General features: G+C 62.9%; 21 protein-coding genes, 1 tRNA gene and 2 pseudogenes. 10 read left to right on the top strand and 14 right to left on the bottom strand.

Translation table 11 applies throughout. The annotated features are described in order from the left end of the window. The 5 genes from RMN73_RS00120 to rodA all read left to right on the top strand — a co-directional run. A partial coding sequence (locus RMN73_RS00120) for a rod shape-determining protein (RefSeq protein WP_309601284.1) occupies positions 1-613 on the top strand: 613 nt, incomplete at its 5' end. 12 nt (positions 614-625) lie between these two features. After that, positions 626-1,510 (top strand): rod shape-determining protein MreC, encoded by an 885-nt coding sequence (gene mreC / locus RMN73_RS00115; RefSeq protein ID WP_309601283.1) that lies wholly within the window; start codon positions 626-628, stop codon positions 1,508-1,510. Positions 1,511-1,626: 116 nt separating this feature from the next. Next, the gene (locus tag RMN73_RS00110; RefSeq protein WP_309601282.1) at positions 1,627-2,040 is read left to right on the top strand and encodes a rod shape-determining protein MreD; all 414 of its coding nucleotides are present in this window, start codon (positions 1,627-1,629) and stop codon (positions 2,038-2,040) included. Then, on the top strand, positions 2,037-3,962 hold the full coding sequence (mrdA, locus tag RMN73_RS00105) for a penicillin-binding protein 2 (RefSeq protein ID WP_309601281.1): 1,926 nt from the start codon (positions 2,037-2,039) through the stop codon (positions 3,960-3,962). Before RMN73_RS00110 ends, mrdA begins: the two co-directional genes overlap by 4 nt. Further along, complete coding sequence (gene rodA, locus RMN73_RS00100; protein WP_309601280.1) at positions 3,959-5,071, top strand: rod shape-determining protein RodA; 1,113 nt, start codon at positions 3,959-3,961, stop codon at positions 5,069-5,071. Before mrdA ends, rodA begins: the two co-directional genes overlap by 4 nt. A gap of 47 nt (positions 5,072-5,118) precedes the next feature. Here rodA and RMN73_RS00095 read toward each other — a convergent pair. The 8 genes from RMN73_RS00095 to msrA form a co-directional block, all read right to left on the bottom strand. Beyond that, positions 5,119-5,194 (bottom strand) — tRNA-Lys (locus RMN73_RS00095). 53 nt (positions 5,195-5,247) lie between these two features. After that, entirely contained in the window at positions 5,248-5,889 is a 642-nt protein-coding gene (locus RMN73_RS00090) for a cytochrome C biosynthesis protein (protein ID WP_309601279.1), read from the bottom strand. After that, positions 5,889-6,296 carry a cytochrome c-type biogenesis protein gene (locus RMN73_RS00085; RefSeq protein WP_309601278.1) on the bottom strand — a complete coding sequence of 136 codons (408 nt, stop codon included), beginning with the start codon at positions 6,294-6,296 and terminating at the stop codon, positions 5,889-5,891. Before RMN73_RS00085 ends, RMN73_RS00090 begins: the two co-directional genes overlap by 1 nt. After that, positions 6,293-6,820: a redoxin family protein gene (locus RMN73_RS00080; RefSeq protein ID WP_309601277.1), complete on the bottom strand. Its 528-nt coding sequence runs from the start codon at positions 6,818-6,820 to the stop codon at positions 6,293-6,295. Before RMN73_RS00080 ends, RMN73_RS00085 begins: the two co-directional genes overlap by 4 nt. Then, positions 6,817-8,742: a heme lyase CcmF/NrfE family subunit gene (locus tag RMN73_RS00075; protein WP_309601276.1), complete on the bottom strand. Its 1,926-nt coding sequence runs from the start codon at positions 8,740-8,742 to the stop codon at positions 6,817-6,819. Before RMN73_RS00075 ends, RMN73_RS00080 begins: the two co-directional genes overlap by 4 nt. Before the next feature lie 183 nt (positions 8,743-8,925). Then, positions 8,926-9,768, bottom strand: a complete 843-nt coding sequence (locus tag RMN73_RS00070) for a MoxR family ATPase (protein ID WP_309601275.1) — start codon at positions 9,766-9,768, stop codon at positions 8,926-8,928. Between the two features lie 37 nt (positions 9,769-9,805). Beyond that, positions 9,806-10,474, bottom strand: coding sequence for a DUF6975 family protein (locus RMN73_RS00065; RefSeq protein WP_309601287.1), 669 nt, complete (start codon positions 10,472-10,474; stop codon positions 9,806-9,808). A 150-nt stretch (positions 10,475-10,624) separates the two neighbouring features. Beyond that, positions 10,625-11,278 carry a peptide-methionine (S)-S-oxide reductase MsrA gene (gene msrA / locus RMN73_RS00060; RefSeq protein ID WP_405051495.1) on the bottom strand — a complete coding sequence of 218 codons (654 nt, stop codon included), beginning with the start codon at positions 11,276-11,278 and terminating at the stop codon, positions 10,625-10,627. A 124-nt stretch (positions 11,279-11,402) separates the two neighbouring features. On the opposite strand from msrA, the gene acs reads away from it, so the two are divergent. Continuing rightward, positions 11,403-13,346: an acetate--CoA ligase gene (gene acs, locus RMN73_RS00055; protein ID WP_309601274.1), complete on the top strand. Its 1,944-nt coding sequence runs from the start codon at positions 11,403-11,405 to the stop codon at positions 13,344-13,346. Here acs and RMN73_RS00050 read toward each other — a convergent pair. Beyond that, positions 13,343-14,737 carry a methyl-accepting chemotaxis protein gene (locus RMN73_RS00050; RefSeq protein WP_309601273.1) on the bottom strand — a complete coding sequence of 465 codons (1,395 nt, stop codon included), beginning with the start codon at positions 14,735-14,737 and terminating at the stop codon, positions 13,343-13,345. The two genes, acs and RMN73_RS00050, sit on opposite strands and share 4 nt — an antisense overlap. A 111-nt stretch (positions 14,738-14,848) precedes the next feature. On the opposite strand from RMN73_RS00050, the gene RMN73_RS00045 reads away from it, so the two are divergent. Next, positions 14,849-16,027, top strand: coding sequence for a VWA domain-containing protein (locus RMN73_RS00045; RefSeq protein ID WP_309601272.1), 1,179 nt, complete (start codon positions 14,849-14,851; stop codon positions 16,025-16,027). Here RMN73_RS00045 and RMN73_RS00040 read toward each other — a convergent pair whose 3' ends face one another. From RMN73_RS00040 to RMN73_RS00030, 3 genes are read right to left on the bottom strand one after another with little or no spacing between them, the layout of a single operon-like run. Then, a complete protein-coding gene (locus tag RMN73_RS00040) occupies positions 16,028-16,864 on the bottom strand; it encodes an alpha/beta hydrolase (protein WP_309601271.1) in 837 nt (278 codons plus the stop codon). It abuts the gene before it with no gap. Beyond that, positions 16,849-18,048: a DUF1343 domain-containing protein gene (locus tag RMN73_RS00035; protein WP_309601270.1), complete on the bottom strand. Its 1,200-nt coding sequence runs from the start codon at positions 18,046-18,048 to the stop codon at positions 16,849-16,851. The genes RMN73_RS00040 and RMN73_RS00035 overlap by 16 nt, the downstream gene beginning before the upstream one ends. Before the next feature lie 7 nt (positions 18,049-18,055). Then, entirely contained in the window at positions 18,056-18,574 is a 519-nt protein-coding gene (locus RMN73_RS00030) for a DOMON-like domain-containing protein (protein ID WP_309601269.1), read from the bottom strand. Between the two features lie 47 nt (positions 18,575-18,621). Between RMN73_RS00030 and tyrS the strand changes: the two are divergent. Then, positions 18,622-19,833, top strand: a pseudogene (gene tyrS / locus RMN73_RS00025) (tyrosine--tRNA ligase). On the opposite strand, the gene recG reads toward tyrS, so the two are convergent. Together recG and RMN73_RS00015 are read right to left on the bottom strand one after the other, a co-directional pair. Continuing rightward, positions 19,820-21,877 carry an ATP-dependent DNA helicase RecG gene (gene recG / locus RMN73_RS00020; protein WP_309601268.1) on the bottom strand — a complete coding sequence of 686 codons (2,058 nt, stop codon included), beginning with the start codon at positions 21,875-21,877 and terminating at the stop codon, positions 19,820-19,822. The pseudogene tyrS and the gene recG overlap by 14 nt on opposite strands. After that, positions 21,878-22,663 carry a 2OG-Fe(II) oxygenase gene (locus RMN73_RS00015; protein ID WP_309601267.1) on the bottom strand — a complete coding sequence of 262 codons (786 nt, stop codon included), beginning with the start codon at positions 22,661-22,663 and terminating at the stop codon, positions 21,878-21,880. A gap of 100 nt (positions 22,664-22,763) precedes the next feature. On the opposite strand from RMN73_RS00015, the gene RMN73_RS00010 reads away from it, so the two are divergent. Both RMN73_RS00010 and RMN73_RS00005 read left to right on the top strand, forming a co-directional pair. Continuing rightward, on the top strand, positions 22,764-23,024 hold the full coding sequence (locus tag RMN73_RS00010) for a succinate dehydrogenase assembly factor 2 (RefSeq protein WP_405051494.1): 261 nt from the start codon (positions 22,764-22,766) through the stop codon (positions 23,022-23,024). Further along, positions 23,021-23,722: pseudogene (locus RMN73_RS00005) on the top strand (transcription-repair coupling factor); the annotation flags it as partial. The gene RMN73_RS00010 and the pseudogene RMN73_RS00005, both read left to right, overlap by 4 nt.

Below are 23,722 nucleotides of genomic sequence, written 5' to 3'. Positions count from 1 at the left end.
CATGGCCGCCGCCATCGGCGCCGGCCTGCCGATCGATGAACCTTCGGGCTCGATGGTGGTCGATATCGGTGGCGGAACGACCGAGGTGGCGGTGCTGTCGCTGCGCGGCCTTGCCTACACTACGTCGGTCCGCGTCGGTGGGGACAAGATGGACGAAGCCATCTCCTCCTACGTCCGCCGCAACCACAATTTGCTGATCGGCGAAGCCACGGCCGAGCGGATCAAGAAGGAAGTCGGCATTGCCAAGCCGCCGGTCGACGGCATCGGCGAGATGGTCCACATCAAGGGTCGCGACTTGGTCAATGGCGTTCCCAAGGAAATCACCATCAACCAGGGCCAGATCGCCGAGGCTCTGTCGGAACCGGTCGGGACGATCGTCGAGGGCGTCCGCATCGCGCTCGAAAATACCGCGCCCGAGCTGGCCGCCGACATTTGCGATCAGGGAATTGTGCTCACTGGTGGCGGAGCGTTGCTGCAGGGGCTCGATGAAGTGCTTCGCGACGAAACCGGTCTGCCGGTAACGGTCGCCGATGACCCGCTGACCTGCGTCGCGCTGGGCACCGGACGGGCGCTCGAGGAAGAGCAGTTCCGCGGCGTCCTGCAGACCGCCTAGGGTATCGGGGTCGTGGCCGGGCCGACGGGGCCACGTCCGGGCTGGTCGAGGAAAGCGCAATATAGCCTGTTCTTCGGGCTGGTCGCGGCCATTGCCGGGCTAATCGTCGGGCTAATCATGCTCGTTATCTCGCTGGTAGCACCGTCGGCCTATGCAAGGGTTCGCGGCGCAGCGCTCGACATTACCGCCCCCGTCAGCAGCGCCTTGTCCGAGGTTGCGACCACGGTCACCGGCGTGGTCGGAGGCGCGGGCGACTATTGGAACGCCGCCGCGCAGAATGCCGGGCTCAAGCGCGAACGCATCGAGCTTCGCCGCCAGATCATACGCGCCAAGGCGGTTATGCTGGAAAATAGCCAGCTCAAGGCCGCGCTCGGTCTTCGCGAACAAAGCGAAGCCGCAATTGCAGCGGGCCGAATCGTCGGATCGAGTTTCGAAAGTACCCGCCGCTTTGCCATCCTGTCGGTTGGGCGAACCGACGGAGTGGACATCGGCATGCCCGTGCGCACCCCCGACGGGCTAGTCGGCCGGGTGATCGAAGCCGGATCCTCGGCAAGCCGCGTGCTGCTAGTCAGCGACCGATCAAACATTGTCCCCGCCCGCACCCTGCGCGGCGGTATCCCGGTCATCTCGACCGGTCGCGGCGATGGCACGGTCGATATCCGTCCACTGGAAGTCGGCCGCAATCCGTTCAAGCGCGGCGACATCATCGTTACCTCGGGGACTGGCGGGCTGTATCCCCCCCTCGTGCCCATCGCCCGAATCATTCGCCTCGATGACGATGGAGCGCTCGGCCTCCCGCTGGCCGATCCCAGCAAGTCGAGCTTTGCCATCGTCGAGCGGGTGTTCGAGCCAGCCGCAATCGTTGCTGCAACTGCCCCTCCGCCAGGGGAACGCTAATCATGGTCCGCTCTGCCCTGACCAATAAAACAGGAGCCAGGCTCAATGCCGGGCCGGTCAGCGGTGCAAGCTTCATCCCTGTTGTAACCGTCTTGGCCGGATCAGCGCTTTCAGCCTTGCCCATTGTGTCCGTCACCGGCTGGTGGCCCAACGCCGGTTTCCTGATGCTGATCGCGTGGCGATTGCTACGCGCCGACCCGTGGCCGATCTGGTGGGCCGCACCGATGGGGCTCGTCAACGATCTGCTCACCGGCGCCCCAATCGGGCTGTCAGTTTCGCTGTGGACGGCGGTCATGCTGGCGATGGAATTGGTCGATCAGCGGACCCAGTGGCGCGATTATTGGGTTGAATGGGCCCTTGCGACCATCTTAATCACCGTTGATCGCTGGGCCGACTGGTCGGTCGCGGGCCTCGCCGGAGCGCCGGTCGCCTTTGTCCGCATTCTCCCGGCGATCGCTTTTAGTGTGCTGGCGTTCCCGCTCGCAGCACTGATCGTCTCCCGCGCCGATCGCTGGCGGTGGGGGCGATGAGCATTCTCGGTCGCGGTAAGAAGCGCTATACCGGGGCGCATCAGGGTCTCGCTTTCTCGCGACGGATGCTGCTGGTCAGCGGCGCGCAGGGCGCGATCGGTGCCCTTCTCGTCGGACGGCTCGGCTATCTCGCGGTCGCCCAGAACGAGCATTACAAGTTGCTTAGCGAGAGCAATCGCGTCCAGTTGATTGTGGTCCCGCCACGGCGCGGCTGGTTGGTCGATCGCCACAATAAGCCGATCGCGATCAACCGCTCGGATTTTCGCATCGACATCATCCCCGACCAGCTCGAACAGCCGGAAGCGACGTTGCGCTTGCTCGCCCAATTGCTGGCGCTAAGCGTCGACGAGGTTGATCGGATTATTCGTGAACTCAAGGTCGCCAAAGGTTACCAGCCGGTCCAGGTCGCCGAGAATGTTCCCTATGAGCGCTATGCCGCGGTCACCGTCCGCCTGCCCGAATTGCCCGGCGTCCAGCCCCAGCGCGGCTTCTCTCGTTTCTATCCGGCCGGTCCGGCGGTTGGCCATTTGATTGGCTATGTGGGCACTGCGTCGGCCAAGGAATATGAAGCCGAAAAGAATCCGTTGTTGATCACACCCGGTTTCAAGATCGGTAAGGAAGGACTTGAAAAAACACTTGAAAGAACATTACGCGGAACACCCGGCGGACAACGCGTCGAGCTGACCGCACGCGGCAAATTGGTGCGCGAATTGACCCCCAAGCCCGATCGTTCGGGGCACACCACACAGCTCGCGATCGACGCCGGTCTGCAGGAATATGCTGCTCGCCGGCTGGGCGAGGAATCGGGTAGCTGCATCGTCATCGACTGCCTGACTGGCGATATATTGTGCATGGCCTCGATGCCCGCATACGATCCCAACAGTTTCTCCGACGGGATCGGCCGCACCGAGTGGAAAATGTTGTCGGAAGATCCGCGACGGCCATTACTCAACAAGAATTTGAACGCGCTTTACCCGCCCGGCTCGACCATCAAGCCGATGGGCGCGCTGGCTATTCTGAAAGCCGGGATTGACCCCGATGCGACGGTTTTCTGCAGCGGCGGCTACAATCTCGGCAACCGCTTCTTCCGCTGCCTTGGCCGTCACGGCACGGTCAACATGCGCCGCGCCATCGCCAAAAGCTGCAACACCTATTTCTACTCGATGGGCCACAAGATCGGCTATGATCAGATCGCGCCCATGGCCAAGCGCCTCGGGCTCGGCCAGAAGTTCGATTTGCCGGTGGTGAGCCAGAGCTTTGGCACCGTTCCCGACAGCGCGTGGAAGCTGCGCAAGTGGAATGACAAACGGCGCATCGTCGAACGTCCAGACTGGACCGCGTCCGACACGCTGAATGCATCGATCGGCCAAGGCTATTTGATCGTCAATCCGCTCCAACTGGCCGTGATGGCCGCGCGGATCGCCTCGGGCCGCGACATACAGCCGACCCTGATCGGTGCGCACAGCAAGCCGGCACCGCTGATTGGGCTCGACCCCAAACATCTCGAAATCGTCCGCGGCGGGATGTGGCAGGTGGTCAATGGCGACGGCACCGCCGGAGCCAGCAAGCTCACCATTCCCGGGATCGAGATGGGCGGCAAGACCGGCACCGCGCAAGTGCGCAAGATCGCCGGTGCGCAGCGCGGGCAGTCGGGCGACTGGAAATATCGCGATCACGGACTGTTCGTGTTCTTCGCCCCGACTTCCAACCCGCGCTATGCCGGGGCCGTAGTGATCGAACATGGCCTCGGCGGGGCGCGTGCCGCAGCGCCAGTGGCGAAAGATGTGCTAACTTATTTGTTTGACCGCGAGGCAGCATTGAGACGCCTCGCCGAGCTTGAGGCTGGCTGGGGCGGCACCTTGCTCGAGCGCAATGCCCGCCGCGCCAGCGCGGTGGCTGCTGCGGCAACGGTCAGCGCATGATCAGTTCGGCCATCCTCCCCCAGCCGCTGGCCCGCCTGCCGTGGCGGCTGATTTTCATGATTAGCGGCATTTCCGGGTTTGGATTGATCGTCCTCTATTCGGCAGCAGGCGGCAATTTCGCCCCTTGGGCCAATAAGCAGGCGCTAGTCGTGTTCTTCTTCCTGTTGCTGGCGGTGGTGATTTCCACAATCAAGGAATCGACCATGAAGGCGCTCACCTTCCCGGTTTACGGTGTCATTGTCGTGATGCTGTTCGGGGTCGAGGCACTGGGCCTGGTAAAAAAAGGCGCACAACGCTGGCTCGATCTTGGGTTTATCCGCCTGCAGCCGTCTGAATTTATGAAGCCCGCTATCGTCCTGACGCTAGCCAGATTCTACGAACTTCTACCGGCCGGCGAGATCCGCAAATGGCGTGCTGTTTGGCCTGCGCTACTGCTGCTTGGTGTTCCGGCCGGCCTGATCCTCGTCCAGCCTGACCTTGGCACCTGCCTGATGGTGGTCTTTTGTGGAATCACGGTCATGTTCATCGCTGGGCTTCCGATCTGGTATTTCCTGGGATCGGGGATCGCGTTGGCTGCGGCAATGCCGATCGTGTTCTCCATGATGCACGATTACCAGCGCCGGCGGGTGCTGATCTTCCTCGATCCGGAAAATGACCCCCTCGGTGCGGGCTACCACATCAGCCAGTCGAAGATCGCGATCGGATCGGGGGGAATATTCGGCAAGGGATTCCTCAATGGCAGCCAGAGTCACCTCAATTACCTTCCCGAAGGCCATACCGATTTCGTCTTTGCCAGCCTGGTCGAGGAATGGGGCATGGTCGGCGGCGTGTTGCTGATTGTCGCCTTCGGGCTCGTCATCCGCTGGGGTATGAAGGTCAGTCGCGGTGCCCCGACGCGGTTCGGGCAGCTTACCGCGGCTGGCCTTTCGGGAACGATCTTTTTCTACGTGTCGATAAATCTGCTGATGGTGATGGGCCTTGCACCGGTCGTCGGGGTGCCGCTGCCGCTGGTCAGCTTTGGCGGGTCGGCGGTGATGACGGTCATGATTTGTATCGGCATCTTGATGAGCCTGGAACGCCAGCAGCGGACCCAATCGCGGCTCAGTTAGGCTCAGCGCCCAACTGACTACTTCCTAGGGTAATAAATCAGGAAAAATGGTGGATCGGCTCGGGCTCGAACCGAGGACCATTCGATTAAGAGTCGAACGCTCTACCAACTGAGCTACCGATCCGCTCTTGGTGTGCGGGGCGCTATAGCGAGGTCGCTCGCGGGGTCAACCTTGCTCTAGCGTTGGCGTTGCTGGGCCGCTTTGCTTGCCCGCATGGCGATAAACTGGTCGATAACGACCAGCCGCTCGGCAATCGCGAAGCGATAGGGCGCGTCGCGCGGTGCAAGCGTCAGCGCGCGCAACCACGAAATCTTCGCTTCGGGCAATTGTCCCGCCTGTATCTGTGCCAGCCCGAGCATGAACGGCGGCCCTGGTGCCTCGGGCGCGAGTGCCAATGCCTTGCGAAACGCGAACAGCGACGCTGGCGAAACTTGCCCCCCGTCATGCGCCGCGATCGTACTGCCAAGCCCTGCCCACAACCCGGCGTCCTCAGGGCGCTTGGCAAGCGCGTCGATCAATATCTGCGACGCGCCGCTCGGATCGCCAGCGCGCAGCCGGTCATCGGCGGCGCTAAGAAGTTGCTCATTGCCTGGCATGATGGCCGATCTAAACGCGACCAAACCCGGATCAACCTCGATCGTCGCGGCATTGGCGGTAACAACATGGCCTGGCAGATTCGCATGCTGCTGCCACGCATAGCCCGCCCCGCCCAGCAACAGCGCCGCGCTGCTTAGCGTCGCCAATTTGCGCGATACGCCAAGCCAACGCATCGCCAGGAACGCCGCGCCTGCGATCAGTGCCAGCCACAGCCATCCCATCAGCGTCTCTTCCGCTTGAAACTGCGCGCCGCGATCAGTCCGCCGATCAACAACAACGCAATCGGCGCCAGCCACAATGCCGCCGTGGTCACGCCAAACGGCGGGTCATAAGTGACGTAATCGCCATAACGTTCGATCAGCCATTGCCGTACCGCTCCAGGCGATTCGCCTGCCTCGATCCGCTGTCGCACCAAAGCGCGCATATCGCCCGCCATTTCGGCGTCGCTGTCGGCAATCGACTGGCCCTGGCAAACTAGGCAGCGGAGCGTAATCATCAATTGCTGCGCCGCCACTTCCTGGTTCGGATCGGCAAGCTGGACATTGGCATATTTCGCTGGCGGCAGCTTTGAATCGGCCCAAGCCGCGCCCGACATGGCGATCAGAATGGCGAACAGCAGCGCCTTCATCGCGCCGCCCTCACCGCCGCAAGGATCCCCGCCACATCACCGGCTTTGATGTCGCCGACATGCTGCAACATGATCTTGCCCGTGCTGTCAATAACGAAGCTTTCAGGAACGCCCGACGAACCCAGCGATAATTGCACCTTCGATTCCGGGTCGCTGCCGATCCGCTCATAAGCGTCGCCATTGCGGGCTAGGAATTGTGCCATGTCCGGCGCGGTGTCGCGCACCGCAATCCCGTCGATGTTGACCCCCGCCGCCTTGAGCTCAAGCAAGATCGGCGCTTCGGCGATGCATGGCGCACACCAGCTAGCGAATACATTGAGCAGCCGCGGCTCGCCGTTGCCAAAATCCTTATTGCTCAGCCCCGCCTTGCCTGCGACCAGTCCCGGCAGTGCGAATTCGGGCAGCAATTGACCAACCATCGCCGATCGAACCGTTCGATCTGCCGGTTGGTACAAACCGCTCGCCACCACCGCGATCAAGCCCGCAAAGGCCAGGAACGGCAACCACAGCAAGGCCCGCTTCATGTTGTCGCTTCAGTCATTGGTGCGACGCGCCGTTCGCGCCGCATCCGCCCGACCAACGACAGCAGGCCGCCAAAGGCGATCAACACCCCGCCCAGCCAGATCAGGGTCACGAACGGCTTCCACCATAAGCGAAGCGTCCACCGTCCCTGCGCATCCTGCGTCCCGAGCACGGTATACAACTGGCCGCCAAGTCGGGTGGCGATCGCCGATTCATTGGTGACCATCACCGGATTGGCGAAATAACGCGATTGCGGGCGCAGGATGAACGCCGAGCTTGGGCCGCGCTGCACCTGAAGCTCGGCTTCGAGCGCTGACCAATTGGCACCGATCGCTGGCGAGACACTGGCGAGGGTGACTTGGTAGGGGCCGACCCGATGCGGCTCGCCAATTCTCGCCGCGGCCAATGTCTCCTTGGTAAAGGCGCTGTCGCACGCCATCCCGGCAAGACTCGTCGCAATCCCGAAATGTGCCACCACCATGCCATAGGTGAATAATGGAGTCCGCTTCAGGTCTCGTCCCCACAAGGGGGCGAGGCTTCCAACCGCAACGCCCGCTGCGACGACCAGCCCGAGCAACGGCAAAATCCCCATCCCCGGGGCCAGCAGCACCATCGCGACCAGCGCGACAACCAGCACTGCCACCGGAAAGCGCGCCCGGGTGAGCACCGCGCGCACCTTGTCCCGCCGCCAGCGAAGCATCGGCCCGATCGCCATCAGCGCGACCAGCACGAGCGTGATCGGCCCTGCAGTCTTATCGAAAAATGGCGGGCCGACCGACAATTGGACCCCGAACGCCGACGCGACGATCGGATATAATGTCCCGATCAGCACAATCCCCAAGATCACCGTCAGCAGCAGATTGTTGAGCACCAACGCGCCTTCGCGGCTGACCAGTTCGAACGTCGATCCCTCGCGGATCGTCCCGACCCGAAGCGCGAACAGGGCCAGCGCCCCGCCGATATAAATCACCAGCAGCGCGAGGATGAAGCTGCCGCGTGACGGATCGACCGCAAACGCGTGAACACTGGTCAAAATCCCCGACCGTACCAGGAATGTCCCAAGCATCGACATGCTGAACGCCACCACTGCCAACATGATGGTCCACGCCCGCAAGCCGTCGCGGGTCGCGAGTACGGTCACCGAATGCAGCAAGGCGGTCGCCGCCAGCCACGGCATCAGCGACGCATTTTCGACCGGGTCCCAGAACCACCAGCCGCCCCAGCCAAGCTCGTAATAAGCCCAGTAACTGCCCGCCGTGATCCCAAGTGTGAGGAAAATCCAAGCCGCCAGCACCCATGGTCGCATCGCCCGCGCAAAAGCCGGGCCGACATCGCGCGTGACCATCGCTCCGACCGCGAATGAAAAAGCAATCGAAATGCCGACATAGCCAAAATATAAGGTCGGCGGGTGGAACGCCAGACCCGGGTCCTGCAGCAGCGGATTAAGCCCGCGCCCGTCGGCCGGTGCCTGCGTCAGTCGGGCGAACGGGTTCGACGAGAATAACAGGAACGCGTAAAAGCCAAGTGCAATTGCCGCCTGCGCGCCCAGAGTCGCGACCAACGTGTTGCGCGGCAATCGCCGTTCGAACAACGCCACCGCCGCCCCCGCCAGCCCGAGCACCGTCACCCACAGCAGCATCGAGCCTTCGTGATTGCCCCACGCTCCGGCGAACTTGTACAGCCAAGGCTTCGACGAATGGCTGTTTTCGGCGACCAGCGATACGCTCATGTCGGATCGAAGGAACAACAGGATCAACAGCGCCATGGCCAGCGCCGCAAGCCCCGCCTGGACAATTGCCACCGGGCGCACCGCCGCCAGCACCTCGCCCTGCCCCCGTCGAATACCGATTACCGCAAGCAACAATTGCATCGCGGCCAAGGCACCCGCCAACCACAAGGCAGCAAGGCCCGCCTCGGCGATCATCGGCGATTTTCCCCGACCAACGAACCGCTGAAGGCGGCCCGGATGATCGTCAGGAAAAGGGAAGCATCGTTCGGCAGCACGGGGCGGCAATAGCAGGAACGATTCCAAACTCCACAACCCGTTCGCCGAGTATGGCGCGCGTTGATGGCGAGCCAGAAATGACGCCCCGATCGCTGCATCGCGCTAACCGTTGCGGCGCGCCATGAAGGCCAGTTTCTCGAACAGCATCACATCCTGCTCATTCTTGAGGAGCGCGCCGTGAAGCGGCGGAATGGCCTTAGTCGGATCACGATTCTGGAGGACTTCGAGCGGCATATCCTCGTGCAGCAACAGCTTGAGCCAGTCGAGCAATTCGCTGGTCGATGGCTTTTTCTTCAGGCCAGGAACGTCGCGAACGTCATAGAACAGGTCGAGTGCGCGGCTAACGAGGATTTTCTGGATGCCGGGGAAATGCACATCGACGATCGCCTCCATCGTCCCCCGGTCGGGAAAGGAGATGTAGTGGAAGAAACAACGCCGCAGAAAGGCGTCAGGCAATTCCTTCTCGTTGTTTGACGTGATCACCACCACCGGCCGATCGACCGCCTTGACCGTCTCGCCGGTCTCGTAAACGTGGAATTCCATCCGATCGAGCTCTTGCAGCAGGTCGTTGGGGAATTCGATGTCGGCCTTGTCGATTTCGTCGATCAGCAGCACCGGCAGCTTGGGCGAGGTGAATGCCTCCCACAATTTGCCGCGCCTGATATAGTTTGAGATGTCGTGCACCCGCTCGTCGCCGAGCTGGCCGTCGCGAAGCCGGGCGACAGCATCATATTCATACAGGCCTTGATGCGCGCGGGTGGTCGACTTGATGTGCCACTCGATCAACGGCGCGCCGATGGCGGCGGCGATTTCGTGCGCCAGGACCGTCTTGCCCGTGCCCGGCTCGCCCTTGATTAGCAGCGGGCGGCGGAGCGTGACCGCCGCGTTGACCGCGACCTTGAGGTCGTTGGTTGCGATATAATTAGTGGTGCCTTCGAAGCGCATCGCCGTCGCCTAAACGGCGTGGCGGGCGGGGGCAAGCTTAGTCGACTCGAGCCCCTGCGCGGGCTTCCATCAAGTCGAGCAGCCCGCGATGCTGGAGCAGGAGTTGTTCTGCCCCGAAGGCCAATGCGCGCTCGCTGGCCACGCCGTCAGTGCCGGCGGCGATGGCGGCGGCAATGCTGTCATCGTCGGGTAAGACAAACGCCGGGCATTCGACTCCACAACGATCGGCCGCATGATCGAGCAAGGGCCGGAAGCTGCGCCAGTCCTGGATCAGCGCCGTCGCCGCCCCCAGCGCGCATCCGCGCCGCTCGGACTGGGCCAGCGTTTCAATTGCGCGGCGCTGGGCAAGCAAGGCATTTTCGGTTTGCACCGCACCCGCCGTCGACGGCATCGGACCGATCGCCGAGGTCAGTCGAACGAGATAGAGCCGTTCGCGTTCGAAAGCGTCTGCGGCATCGCGCAGCCAGTCGCGGGCCTCGCCAGCTGGACAATTGGCATGAGCGAAATCGGTCAGGCCGGGGTGGCTTCCATGCACGGCGCACAGCAGGTGCACTGCGTCCGACAAATCACGCGAGGCCGAAGCACCAGTTGCGCTCACCAAGGCGGCGAGGTGGACGTGGGTCGACGTACCATTTGCCGCCACACGCGCCACTTGCGCCGCGAACGGGTTGGCGCGTTCGCCGTCGACCACCGCATTGTTCGCCATACTTGCCACGCTCCGCACTTCCTTGCCGTCAAAGCTTTGAACCGGAGTCTCTAACCCAAGGGCGTAAAGACCCGGTTTATTGCAGGGTAAGGAAGTAGAGAGAATGATTACGATCCGTGCCGCATTGGGACGGATCGGGCGATAATCGGCCTATCCGCGATAAAGACTGGGCATCATGCGCCTCAACGCAGACACTTTGCCGACATCATTGGCAAGAATGTACGGATGCATCGGGTTGCGTCGCATGAAATCCTGATGCGAGCGTTCAGCGTCGTAAAATTTGCCCGACTCGAGCTTGGTGACGATCGGCCGGCCGAAGGCGCGGGCGGCAGTCAGTTGCTTGAGATAGGCGTGCGCCACCCGCACTTGGTCAGGTGTCTGCGGGAAAATCGCCGAGCGATAGCTGGGGCCGCTGTCCGGACCCTGGCGATTGAGCTGGGTCGGGTCGTGCGCAACCGAGAAATAGATTTGCAGCAGGGTGCCGTAAGTGACTTGCTTGGGGTCGTAGGTGATTCGAACCGCCTCCGCATGTCCGGTGCGCTCGGTGCTGACCTTGTCATAGGTTGCATCGCTCGCGGCGCCCCCAGCATAGCCCGAGACGACATTCTTGACGCCCTTCACATGCTCGTAGACGCCTTCCATGCCCCAGAAACATCCGCCAGCAAGCACTGCCGTCTGGAGCCCGGCGGGGGCTGGGATGTCCATCGCCGGCGGCGGGACGACTTTCGACCCTGCAGCGTCGGCCGAGGTGCACGCCGCCGTGGTGAGCATGGCGGTCGTAAGTGCAATGAAGAGGACGCGCATGATGAAACTCCTTGAATGGACAGTCGGTATACGCTGGATTCGGTCGAAAGGTTTCACCTGAATCTGCGAATAAGCTGTGCGTGGTCGCCGCTTGGGCTAGGTTAGCGCAGAGTGGAGGCTGCAGATGTCCCAAACCTACCCAGTGCCGACCGATTGGGCGTCCCACGCGTTGATTGATGCGGAACGCTACGGCGCAATGTATCGGCGGTCGATCGACGATCCCGAAGGCTTTTGGCGAGATGAGGCGAAGCGGATCGACTGGATCCGGGCGTTCACGACCGTCAAGGATACCAGCTTCGCCGAAGCGGATTTCAGGATTAACTGGTTCGCCGACGGAACGCTCAATCTCAGTGCCAATTGTCTCGACCGGCATTTGGCCGAGCGCGGCCATGTCGCGGCGATCGTCTGGGAACCCGATGATCCGGCCGAACCGCACCGGACGATCACGTACCGCGAACTTCACCGCGACGTCTGCCGTTTTGCCAATTTGCTGAAGGCCAATGGCGTGAACCGCGGCGACCGGGTGACAATTTACCTGCCGATGGTTCCGGAAGCGGCGGTGGCGATGCTGGCCTGCGCGCGGATCGGCGCGGTCCATTCGGTAGTCTTTGCGGGGTTTTCGCCCGAAGCTCTGGCCGGGCGGCTCAAGGATTGCGATTCGCGGATTGTGATTACGGCTGACGAGGGATTGCGCGGTGGCAAGCGGGTCCCGCTCAAGGTCAATGTCGATGCCGCGCTCGAACAATGTCCCGATGTCGCTCGAGTGATCGTGCTGAAGCGCACGGGGGCCAAGGTCGCACGAGTCGAAGGGCGCGATCTTGACTGGGCCGAGGCAGTCGCGGCGCAATCCGAAATCTGCCCGCCGGAGGAGATGGGTGCCGAGGATCCCTTGTTCATCCTCTACACCTCGGGATCGACGGGTCAGCCAAAGGGTGTGCTCCACACGACCGGCGGCTATGCGGTTTGGACCGCGATGACCCACCACTATGTGTTCGATTACCGACCGGGGCAGATTTATTGGTGCGCGGCGGATGTGGGTTGGGTCACCGGGCACAGCTATATCGTTTACGCACCGCTCGCCAATGGCGCGACCCAGATCATGTTCGAAGGCGTTCCCAACTGGCCCGATCCGTCGCGTTTCTGGCAGGTGATCGACAAGCATCAAGTCGAGATATTCTACACCGCGCCGACCGCGCTCCGGGCGCTGATGCGCGAAGGAGACGATTGGGTTAGCAAAACTTCCCGCGCGTCGCTTCGGCTGCTCGGCACGGTCGGCGAGCCGATCAATCCCGAGGCTTGGGAGTGGTATCATCGCATCGTTGGGGAACGGCGCTGCCCAATCGTCGATACCTGGTGGCAAACAGAGACTGGCGGGATGATGATCAGCCCCCTGCCCGGCGCCACCGCGCTCAAACCGGGGAGTGCGACAAAGCCGTTGTTCGGGGTGCGGCCCGAATTGCTCGACGGCCACGGCAAAGTGATCGATGGCGCGGGCGAAGGCTCGTTGGCGATCGCCGACAGCTGGCCGGGGCAGATGCGCGGCGTGTGGGGCGACCCGAAGCGCTTCTTCGCGACCTATTTCACCCATTTTCCGGGCAAATATTTCACCGGCGATGGCTGCCGCCGCGATGCCGACGGCTATTATTGGATCACCGGGCGAATCGACGATGTGATTAACGTCAGTGGTCACCGGATGGGAACCGCCGAAGTCGAAAGTGCGCTCGTATCGCATCCGCTCGTCGCCGAGGCGGCGGTGGTCGGGATGCCGCATGCGATCAAGGGACAGGGAATTTACGCCTACGTCACGGTCAATGCCGACGTCGCCGCCGATGCCGCGCTCCACGGCGAGTTGACCAAATGGGTGCGCAAGGAAATCGGCCCGATCGCGACTCCCGACGTGATCCAGTTCGCACCCGCCTTGCCCAAGACCCGCAGCGGCAAGATCATGCGGCGAATCCTGCGCAAGATTGCCGAGGGGGATGTCAGCAATCTGGGCGACACATCGACACTGGCCGATCCGGCGGTGGTCGACGATTTGCTCGCCAACCGGCCCGTCGTCGAACCTTAATCGTCGCGGTAAGCGAGTTCCAGATTGCCGAAGCGGCGACCCTTGATGAACAACGGCACATAGACATTCTTGACCGCGATCGACTCGTCGCCGCGCTGCATCAAATAGGTCATCAGCGTCGGATGATCGCTCTTGAGCGCGAAATTGGTCTGGTCGTCGATCAAAATCCGGCGGTTGCGGCAATGGGCGTCATTCCACACTGGATCATTGCCCTGCGGCTGGGAGCGATCGCTCAAGTGGGTTGGCAAGTGGCCGTTGACGTCACCAATCGTGGTGCCGATCACGCGATTGTCATGGTCGCGGATGAAATCCAGCATAGGCTGAACGTTGATGTCGGCGAAGTCGCAGAAATCGGTGTCATATTGCTTCGGGTTCGATCCTGGACGCTCGCGATAATTGCGATCGAATACCTGCTCGAGACTGATCTCGCCACCGTCGATCCCCGCCTCGATCCGCTCTTGGATCTGGCGCATCAATTGCTGGCCTTTGAGGATCATCGGCGTGTCATCAATCTCGGCACCCGAATTGGCGAGAGTGTTGAGCATCGTGTTCGACAGCATTTCGAGGTGGCTGAGCCGCTTTTGAGCCTTGATCAATTGTCCACCATTGTCGCGTGCGTCGCCAGCAAACGCGGTCAATCCGGCTTTGACCCGGTCGACACTCGTTTGGATCATGCTGGTCGAATGGGCGATGCCCTCGGTCTGGCGATCGACCATGCCGACGATCTCGCTGACTTCGCGAACCGTGTCGCTGATCTGGGAAAAGCCCGATTGCGCGGCACGGCTGCGCTCGACACCGGTCTTGATTTCGGACGTAACCGCACCCGCCTCGCGGGTCAGTTCGCCAATCGTCAGCGCGATCTGGCTCGTCGCCGAGCGCGTGTCATGCGCGAGCTTTTTCACTTCAGCAGCAACCACCGCGAAACTGCGCCCTGCATCGCCGGCGCGCGCTGCCTCGATCGTGGCGTTCAATGCCAGCATGTTGGTCTTGCGGGCAATAACTTCGATCGTCGATGAAACGCTTTGCACCTGGTTCATCGCGGTGGCGAAACCGGCCATCCGCTCACCCAGTTGGACAACCAGGTCGGTCAGTCCCTTGAACCCTTCGATCGTGCCTTCGATCGCCTCACGCCCGGCTTCGAGCTTGGCCTTGGCCTGCTCGCTCAGCAAGCGCGCTTCGTCAGTCGAATCGCTCACCCGCCCCTGGTCGGCAAGCAAATGGTTGGTCACTTCCTCAAGGCCGTCGAGCGTCTTGAGGTGGAGGCCGATTTTCTCGGCCACTTGCTCGACATAGCCCGCGACATCGCTGCATTCGATCGACAGCGAACCGCAATCGCGCGCCACTGCGCGGATCGCATTTTCGGTAACTTCCTCGATCCCCAACGTCGCCATGCTACCCAACCCCGTTCAAATGTCCGGGATGGATGTACGTCCAATGTGTAACCGTCGGGTTAACCACGCCCTGCCTCGACTTCCCCGCCGCCGGGCGGCAAAGGAACGGCCATGTTCATTTCATTCGTCGATGCGCTGCGGCGCGGCGGAATCCCCGCCAGCCTGAAGGAGCATCTGCTGCTGCTTGAGGCGATGGACGCCGAGGTGATCAACCTTGAGCCCGAGCAATTCTATTATCTCGCGCGATCGGTGTTCGTTCATGACGAGAGCCAGCTCGACCGTTTCGACCTGATCTTCGGCGAGGTGTTCAAGGGCATTCTCGCCGACTTGGGCGACCCGGCGCAGACGATCCCCGAAGACTGGCTGCGCAAGGTCGCCGAGCAATATCTGTCCCCCGAGGAAATGGCCAAGATCGAGGCATTGGGGTCGTGGGACGAGATCATGGACACGCTCAAACAGCGGCTCGCCGAGCAGGAAGGCCGCCACCAGGGCGGCAACAAGTGGATCGGCACCGGCGGCACTTCGCCGTTCGGCAATGGCGGCTATAATCCCGAAGGCGTCCGGATCGGCGGTGAAGGCAATCATGGCCGCGCGATCAAAATCTGGGAGAAGCGCGAATTTCGCGATCTCGACGACAGCCGCGAGCTTGGCACGCGCAACATCAAGGTCGCGCTCCGCCGCCTGCGCCGTTTCGCCCGCGAAGGCGCCGCCGACGAGCTCGACATGGACGCCACCATCGATGGCACCGCGCGCCAAGGCTGGCTCGACGTTCACATGCGACCCGAGCGGCACAATGCGGTCAAACTGTTGCTGTTCCTCGACGTCGGCGGCTCGATGGAGGGCCATGTCCGACTGTGTGAAGAGCTGTTCTCGGCGGCGCGGACCGAGTTCAAGCATCTCGAACATTTTTACTTCCACAATTGCATTTATGAAGGCGTGTGGAAGGACAATCGCCGCCGCTTTACTGAGCGCCACGCGACGATCGATATCATGCACAAGTTCGGCCACGATCATAAGGTGATCATCGTCGGCGACGGCGCGATGAGCCCCTATGAAATCACCCACGCCGGCGGATCGATCGAGCACATGAACCCAGAGGCCGGGATGACCTGGCTCAACCGCCTGACCACGACCTATCCCGCGGCGGCATGGCTCAACCCGACCCCCGAACAATATTGGGGCCATTCGGCCTCGACCGGAATCCTCAAGCGCCTGATGAGCGACCGCATGTATCCGCTGACGCTCGGCGGGCTCGACGATGCGATGCGTGAATTGAGCCGGAAGCGTTAACTACTTGCCAACTGCTCCGAATGGAACGGCGCGGATCGCCGTCGGAAGCGGTGCGGGACCTTGCAGGCTCTCGAGGATGGCCAGGATGAGCGCCGCGTCGGGCTGATGGCCGGCCACATTGAGGATGTAGGATGCACCGCGTCGCTTGGACGTGACCGCGACCTTGTGAAGCTCCTGCCCCATCTGCCACGGGGCAATATCGTCGCGCAGACCGTGGATCAGGGCGTAAGGTTCATCGAGCGCAGCAACCGCCTCGGCATTGCGATATTCGTCGGGAACCAGTGCGCGGGTAAGCTTGGGCGCCATGTCCCGAAGGCGCGTGAACGTGCCGATCGTGACCAATTGATCCAGCCGCTCGCGCCGCGACAGGCTGAGCGCGACCGCACCACCGATGCTGTGCCCGATTACCCAGATGGGCCGTCCCGCCGCCAAGCGCCGCCCCTCGGCCAGAAAAGCGGCGGCGTCGTCGGTCAATCCCGCTTCGCTCGGAGAGCCGCGAAATCCGCTATAGCCGCGATATTCCGCCGCCAAGACTCCGTATCCCTGGTCGGCCAGGAGCCCGAGCCACTCAATCGCCGACTTGGCCGAAGAGGCATTGCCGTGGAGGAGTAGAATGAGCGGGCGATCCTTGATGGTTGCGGGACGGTAAATGCCTTGCAGTTCAATCCCACCGGACGAGCGGACAGTCAGCAACTCGGTCCCTGTCGGAAGGCCTTCGAGCGTCAGTTTGACCTGCGGTGCCGGATAGATGCGATCGGCGACCGGGCCGGCGCAGGCGGCGCTCGGCAAGGCCAAGAGTGCGACGATCAACAGCCAGCGTGTCAGTAGAGACGGCAAGTGCGGGTTCCTTCCAGCCATTCGGCTTCGTCCGGCGCGGCGATTGCGTCCAGATCCCCCGCCTTGCTGTCCGCATCATCGACCCACTCGCGCAACGCCGGGCCGCCGTTGATGACGTCGATGGCGAGCTTGTCGAACACATATTCGTAGGGGAAATCACGCCACAGATCGTATTCTGGATAGATCCTACGGATTGCCTTGAACGCCAGCGCCTGGAGCCGCCACGGACGGAAGGCGTGATGATCATAAAAACCGAGCTCAGGGTGGAATTGCAGGCCGTTGCACAGCTGGCCGGCATGTTTGTGGAAGGTCGGCTCGAAATGCACTTCGCGGATCGCGGTTCCGGCCAGCCACTGCGGTGCGAACCGCTCCATTTCGCCTAGCACCGCGCGGGCGTCGATGTCGGGCGCGCCGAACAGTTCGAGTGGACGGGTGGTGCCCCTGCCCTCGCTCAGCGTCGCACCCTCTAGCATGACCGTCCCGGCATAAGCCCGCGCCATGCTGAGGTTGGGCGCATTGGGCGATGGATTGATCCACGCGCGGTCGGTGGGCCAGCCAAACCCAGGTGCGGACTCCGGGTCGTAACCCTCCATCTTGATCACGCGATAATCGACGTCGAGATTATAGTGCTTGATGAACCAATGGCCCATTTCGCCCAGGGTCAGCCCGTGGCGCATGACCATCGGCCCGGCGCCGACGAAACTCTCCCAGCCGGGGAGAAGCAACGTCCCCTCGACTGGGCGGCCGGCGGGGTTGGGGCGATCGAGCACCCACACCGCTTTGCCATGCTCGGCCGCGGCTTCGAGCATGTAGAGCAAGGTGGTGACGAAGGTGTAGATGCGGCAGCCGAGGTCCTGCAAATCGACCAGAACGACATCGAACGTGCTCATCATCTGCCCCGACGGGCGGCGGACCTCGCCGTAGAGGCTGAACACCGGGATTCCGAGCCGCGGATCGACCTCGTCGGGCGTCTCCATCATATTGTCCTGCTTGTCCCCCTTCAGCCCGTGCTGCGGCCCGAAGGCGGCGCTGAGGCGGATGCCGGGGCAAGCGGCAAGCGCGTCGAGGCTGTGCGTGAGGTCGGCGGTGACCGAGGCCGGATGCGCGAGCAGGGCGACTCGTTTCCCCTCCAGCGGCGCACGCAAGGCGGGGTCAGCGAGCAGGCGTTCAATACCGAATTTCATGGACGCGCTATTCCGGCAGGCGGGCAATGAAGCAAGAGGGATCGTGGAAATTGGGCGGGCCGGACGGATGGGCGAGCGCCCAATAGGATTTGGTACCGCCAGATTCTTCGATCACTGCGGTAAGGTTGAACGGTAAGCCGGGCAAGAGATCGGCGGACACTTCGGCTTCGACCGCAATCCAGGTCTCGCCGCCTTCGAGCCAGACTTTGGCTTCGTCGGCAGCAGCGCGCATTCCTTCGCGCGGGGAATCGAAGGCGTAAGTCGCCCATTGGCCCGAAGGCGCGAAATTATATTCGCGATAGGCGGCCGCGTCACCGGCAATGAACGCCTCGAAGCAGGTGCTTTGCCACAGTTGATCCGCACGGTCGCCTTCAAGCGCATCGAGCAGGACGAGCTGATGTGCACCCTCGACTAAATACCGAAACCGCCACCTTTTATCCTCGAACCAGCACACCGCCCCGACTGCTGATACTGCGAGCGACGGAGTGTCCGGGTGACATTCCAGTTGAAGATAGTTCAGCTCCATCAGAACCCCGTTGTTGGTTGGCGCACTCTCGGTTACCCCGCAACGCGATGACTTACCAATCCTCCCTCCTCCGCTTGCTCGACGAGCGCGGCTACATCCATCAGGCGACCGACGCTGCGGCGCTTGATGCGCTCGCCCAGCGTGAGGTGGTCACCGGCTACATCGGGTTCGACGCCACCGCACCCTCGCTTCACGTCGGCAGCCTGGTGCAGATCATGATGCTTCGGCGGCTGCAGCAGGCGGGGCATCGGCCAATCGTGCTGATGGGCGGCGGGACGACCAAGGTCGGCGACCCTTAGGGCAAGGACGAATCGCGCAAATTGCTTAGCGATGCCGATATCCAGGCCAATATCGCCTCGATCCGCCGCGTGTTCGAGCGATTTTTGACGTTTGGAGACGGCCCGAGCGATGCGATCCTGCTCGACAATGCCGACTGGCTCGATGCGCTCGATTATGTGCCGTTCCTGCGCGACATCGGCCCCCATTTCACCATCAACCGGATGCTGACCTTCGATTCGGTTAAGCTTCGGCTCGACCGCGAGCAGCCGCTGACCTTCCTCGAATTCAACTACATGATCCTGCAAGCCTATGATTTCCTCGAACTGTCGCGCCGCGCCGGCTGCCGGTTGCAACTTGGCGGGTCGGACCAATGGGGCAATATCGTCAACGGCATCGACCTAGCCCGACGGGTCGACGGGGCTGAACTGTATGGGGTCACGACCCCGCTGGTGACCACGGCGGACGGCGCGAAGATGGGCAAGACCGCTGCGGGGGCGGTGTGGCTCAACGCCGACCAGCTGGGGCCCTATGATTATTGGCAATTCTGGCGGAATACGGCGGATGCCGATGTCGTTCGGTTCCTGAGATTGTTTACCGACTTGCCGCTGGAACGCATTGATGAGCTTGGTAAATTAGAAGGCCAGGCAATCAACAAGGCGAAGATCGCTTTGGCCAATGCGGCAACCGCAATGCTGCATGGCGAAGATGCTGCCGTCAGCGCGGCCGCGACTGCACGGGATGCATTCTCAGGTGGCGGCGGGGATGATTTGCCAGTGCTGAAAGTCGATGGCGCAATCGGCATCGTTGCGGCGCTGACCGAGCTTGGATTTGCGGCATCGAATGGTGAGGCCCGCCGCAAGATTGCCGAAGGTGCGGTCAAGGTCGACGGGATTGCCGTGACTGATCCGGCGGAGATGGTCGAAGCGCCAGCCAAGATCAGCCTCGGAAAAAAGAAGCACGGGCTACTTACCCGCTCCTGAGTAACCCAACCGCCGAATCGCGTTCGAACAAATACAAGCACAGGCGCGCGGCCTGGCCTCTCACCCCATCCAGCCCGCCATCTCGGTCCAGCAGCAATCGGGCATCGTCGTGGGCCATTGGCGCGAGTTCGGCGACATCCTCGGGCGTGGCAACGCGGAAACCTTCTTCGCCCGACTGTTTGAGGCCCAATATCTCGCCCGGGCCGCGCAGTTTGAGATCTTCCTCGGCAATGCGGAAGCCATCGTTCGTCTCGCGCATCAACGCCAGGCGTGCCCTGCCCGTCTCGCTGAGCTGCTGGCCGCGCAGCAACAGGCAGATGCTCTTGCCCTCCCCGCGCCCGACCCGCCCGCGCAATTGGTGGAGCTGAGCCAGGCCGAACCGCTCGGCTCCTTCGACGACCATCAAGGTCGAATTGGGCACATCGACCCCGACCTCGATCACCGTCGTCGCCACCAGCACCGCCAGCTCGCCGCTTGCGAATGACGCCATGACGACATCCTTGGCCGGACCCTTCATCCGCCCATGGACCAGCCCGACCTTGTCCACGCCGAACCGCAACCGAAGCACGGCGGCGCGCTCCTCGGCAGCCGTCGCGTCGCTTTTCTCGGTCTCCTCGACCAACGGGCACACCCAATAGGCTTGCCCGCCGCCGTCGATGTGGCGCCCAAGCGCGGCGATCACGTCGGGCAATTTCTCCTCGCTGATCACGCGAGTCTCGACCGGGGTGCGCCCCGGGGGCATCTCGTCGAGCCGGCTGACGTCCATCTCGCCGAAATGGGTCAGGGTTAGCGTGCGCGGGATCGGAGTGGCGGTCATCACCAGCAAGTGCGGCGGACGATCGGCCTTCGACGACAGCAACAGCCGCTGCGACACACCGAAGCGATGCTGCTCATCGATCACCGCAAGCCCGAGATTCTGGTAGGCGACCTTCTCCTGGAAGATCGCGTGGGTGCCGACGAGGATGTCGACCTCGCCCGAAGCCAGCCCCATCAGCACCGCCTCCCGCGCCCGGCCCTTCTCGCGCCCGGTGAGGATCGCGACGCGGACACCGAGGCTGCCCAACTGGCCGAGCAGGGTGGCGTAATGCTGGCGCGACAGGATTTCGGTCGGGGCGAGGAATGCCGCCTGCGCCCCGCTTTCGACCGCGGTCAGCATTGCGCGCACGGCGACCAGGGTCTTGCCCGATCCGACGTCACCCTGGAGCAGGCGCAGCATGGGCGCGGATTGCGCCATGTCGCCGCGAATTTCCTCGCTGACGCGGGCCTGTGCGCCGGTCATCTGGTAAGGCAATCTGAGCGCATCATTGAGCCGACCAGTTCCTTCAAGAGGGATCGTGCGACGCTTTCGGCTATGCTGGCGAAGCAGAAGCAAGGCGAGCTGGTTCGCAAAAATTTCGTCATACGCCAGTCGTTTGCGCGGACTTCTTGTCTCGGGATCGGAATGCGTTTCGGCCAAGGCCGCGCGCCACGCGGGCCAATGCTGCTGGGCCAGCAGCGACGGCTCTACCCACTCGGCAAGCTCGGGCGCGCGCTCCATCCCGGCCAGCGCCAGCTCGCGCATCCGCTTGTTCGAAATCCCCTCGGTCAGCCCGTACACCGGCTCGCGGATCGCGATCCCGCTGGCTTCGTCGAGCTTGAGCACCTCGGGATGGACGATCTGCCATTCGTCGCCCCATTGATCGAGCCGCCCGACCACCACCCGCGTCTCGCCCAATGGCAATTGTTTCTTGGCCCAGCCAGGGTTGTTGAAGAAGGTCAGCGTGATCGTGTTGGAGTCACTGTCGGCGGCGAAGATCCTGAGCGGTGCCCGGCCCGACCCGGCGCGCAGGTCGAACGGCTTGACCGACAGGATCACGATCCGCCCAAGCAAGGCGCCGCTCGCCGCCTTGGCCTCGACCCGCTCGATCGTCCCGGTCGGCAAATGTAACGCCAGATCGACCGCCCGGGTCAGCCCGAGTCGCGCCAACTGTTTGGCCACCGCCGGGCCGACCCCGGGCAACGCCTCGACCTCGGCGAATAAGGGATTGAGGATCTCGGGCCGCATTCAGGCCAGCAATTCCGGCGGATAAGGGTAGGGCTTGGTCCGAATCCATTGCGACAGCACCCATTTGCGACCACGTGTCGGCGGCAGCGCGCTATGGCCGCTATGATAATCGGGCGTTCCGTTGGGCATCAGGTTGGCCCAGATCAACGCATCGCCGGTGCCGCCGCGAAACTTGACCCCGGCGTCGGGGAAAAAAGTCTCCGCGCCGTCGAAATCATCGTTGAGGTAGGTGACGATGGTCGCGCTTCGCTGCCCGAGCTGCTCGAGCTCGTCGTGGAATTGCGGCACGGCCGGATCAATGAAATCGACATGCGCGCTGAACGATTGGCCGGGCTGATAACTGATGACGTTGGGCGGCTCGTGCTGATTGATCGGGGTCCCCGCCATTCGCCCGGCGCGGATCTGCATGATCGCCAGCACCAGATCGCGGTGTTGTGGGCCGAAGGCCGCAGTGGTGGCGGTGCGCACCCCCATCCCGCTGGCATCGTTGACCCCCGCTTCGACCAAACGGTCGCTGACCTTGTCGATCAGCCAGTCACTGAACCCCGGCGGTGCAAAGCCGCGCGCGACCCCGATGCGCGAAATGTCGGACAGTCGCTCGGGCGTCGGCGGGATCAGCAAGTCGGCGATCGGCGCCTGGGTGACCAGCGCAAGCTGCCGCTCGGCCCCCGCCTCCCCCGCCCGCGCCGCCTCGGCGAGCAGCGCCAGCGCGTCGTCCCAGTTGCGCATCCGGCCCCAACCATAGGCGGCGCGCGCGGCTTGCTTGCTGAAGGTTTCCTCGCTCATCGCCCGCACCCTAGCGCGACAGCGATTGCCTGCCTACATGGGCGGAAGGGAACCTGCGGCGATCAGCGCCAGCGGGCTTTTAGCGCGTGGAGCGATCAGCATGGACGAGCAGCTTCGGGCGTTGAAATGGCGCGCCAGCCATCGCGGAACGCGAGAAGCCGACATGATGATCGGCGGATTCTTTGACGCGCACCACATCGCGTGGAGCGAAACCGAGGCCGCCTGGTTCGCCGACCTGCTCAATGAACAGGATGTCGACATCATGGCGTGGGGGATCGGCACCCTGCCCGTCCCCGAGCGCTTCCAGGGCCCGATGATGGACGCGTTTCGCAAACTCGACTTCATCAAGGTGGCCAAGTGAGCGAACCCCTCGCCCGGATATTGCACGCGGCCACTCCGCTGACGCTGGCCGCGGTCCCGACCGGCTTTCTGCCGTGGCTGGCCACCGACCTGGCGCGCGCGGCGTTTGGCACGGGCAGCGGCCGCCGCTTGGTGATCATCGCCGCCGACGAAGCCGCAATGCGCGCGCTGACCGATACCATCCCGTCGTTCGCGCCCGAGGTAGAGGTGCTAGGCTTCCCGGCGTGGGATTGCCTGCCCTATGACCGCGCCAGCCCAGCGCTGCGGGTAATGGCCGAGCGAATGGCAACGCTCCATGCGCTTCAGCAGCCGGTAAAGACACCGCAGGTGCTGGTCACCACGATCAATGCCGCGACCCAGCGGGTGCTGACGCCATTCCGGATCCGCCAGTTCACGCGGCGGCTGGCCGAAGGCGTGGCAATCGAGCGCGACCGGCTCGCCGAACTGCTCCAGGCCAATGGCTATCAGCGAAGCGATTCGGTCCATGACGCGGGCGAATATGCGGTGCGCGGATCGATCGTCGACGTGTTCCCGGCAGGCGCGCGTCAGGCGATCCGGCTCGATTTCTTCGGCGACGAGATCGAGACGATGCGCCATTTCGACCCCGCCGACCAGAAATCGACCGGCAAGGCAGCGGGCTTCACCCTGATGCCCGCCAGCGAGGCGTTGCTCGACGCGGACAGCATCAAGCGCTTCCGC

Origin of the sequence: Sphingomonas sp., from assembly GCF_031372575.1 — a bacterium.
In the GTDB taxonomy this organism is placed as follows: Bacteria; Pseudomonadota; Alphaproteobacteria; order Sphingomonadales; family Sphingomonadaceae; genus Sphingomicrobium.
Note: the sequence above shows the minus strand (reverse complement) of the source record. Positions and strands in the feature narration are given on the sequence as shown.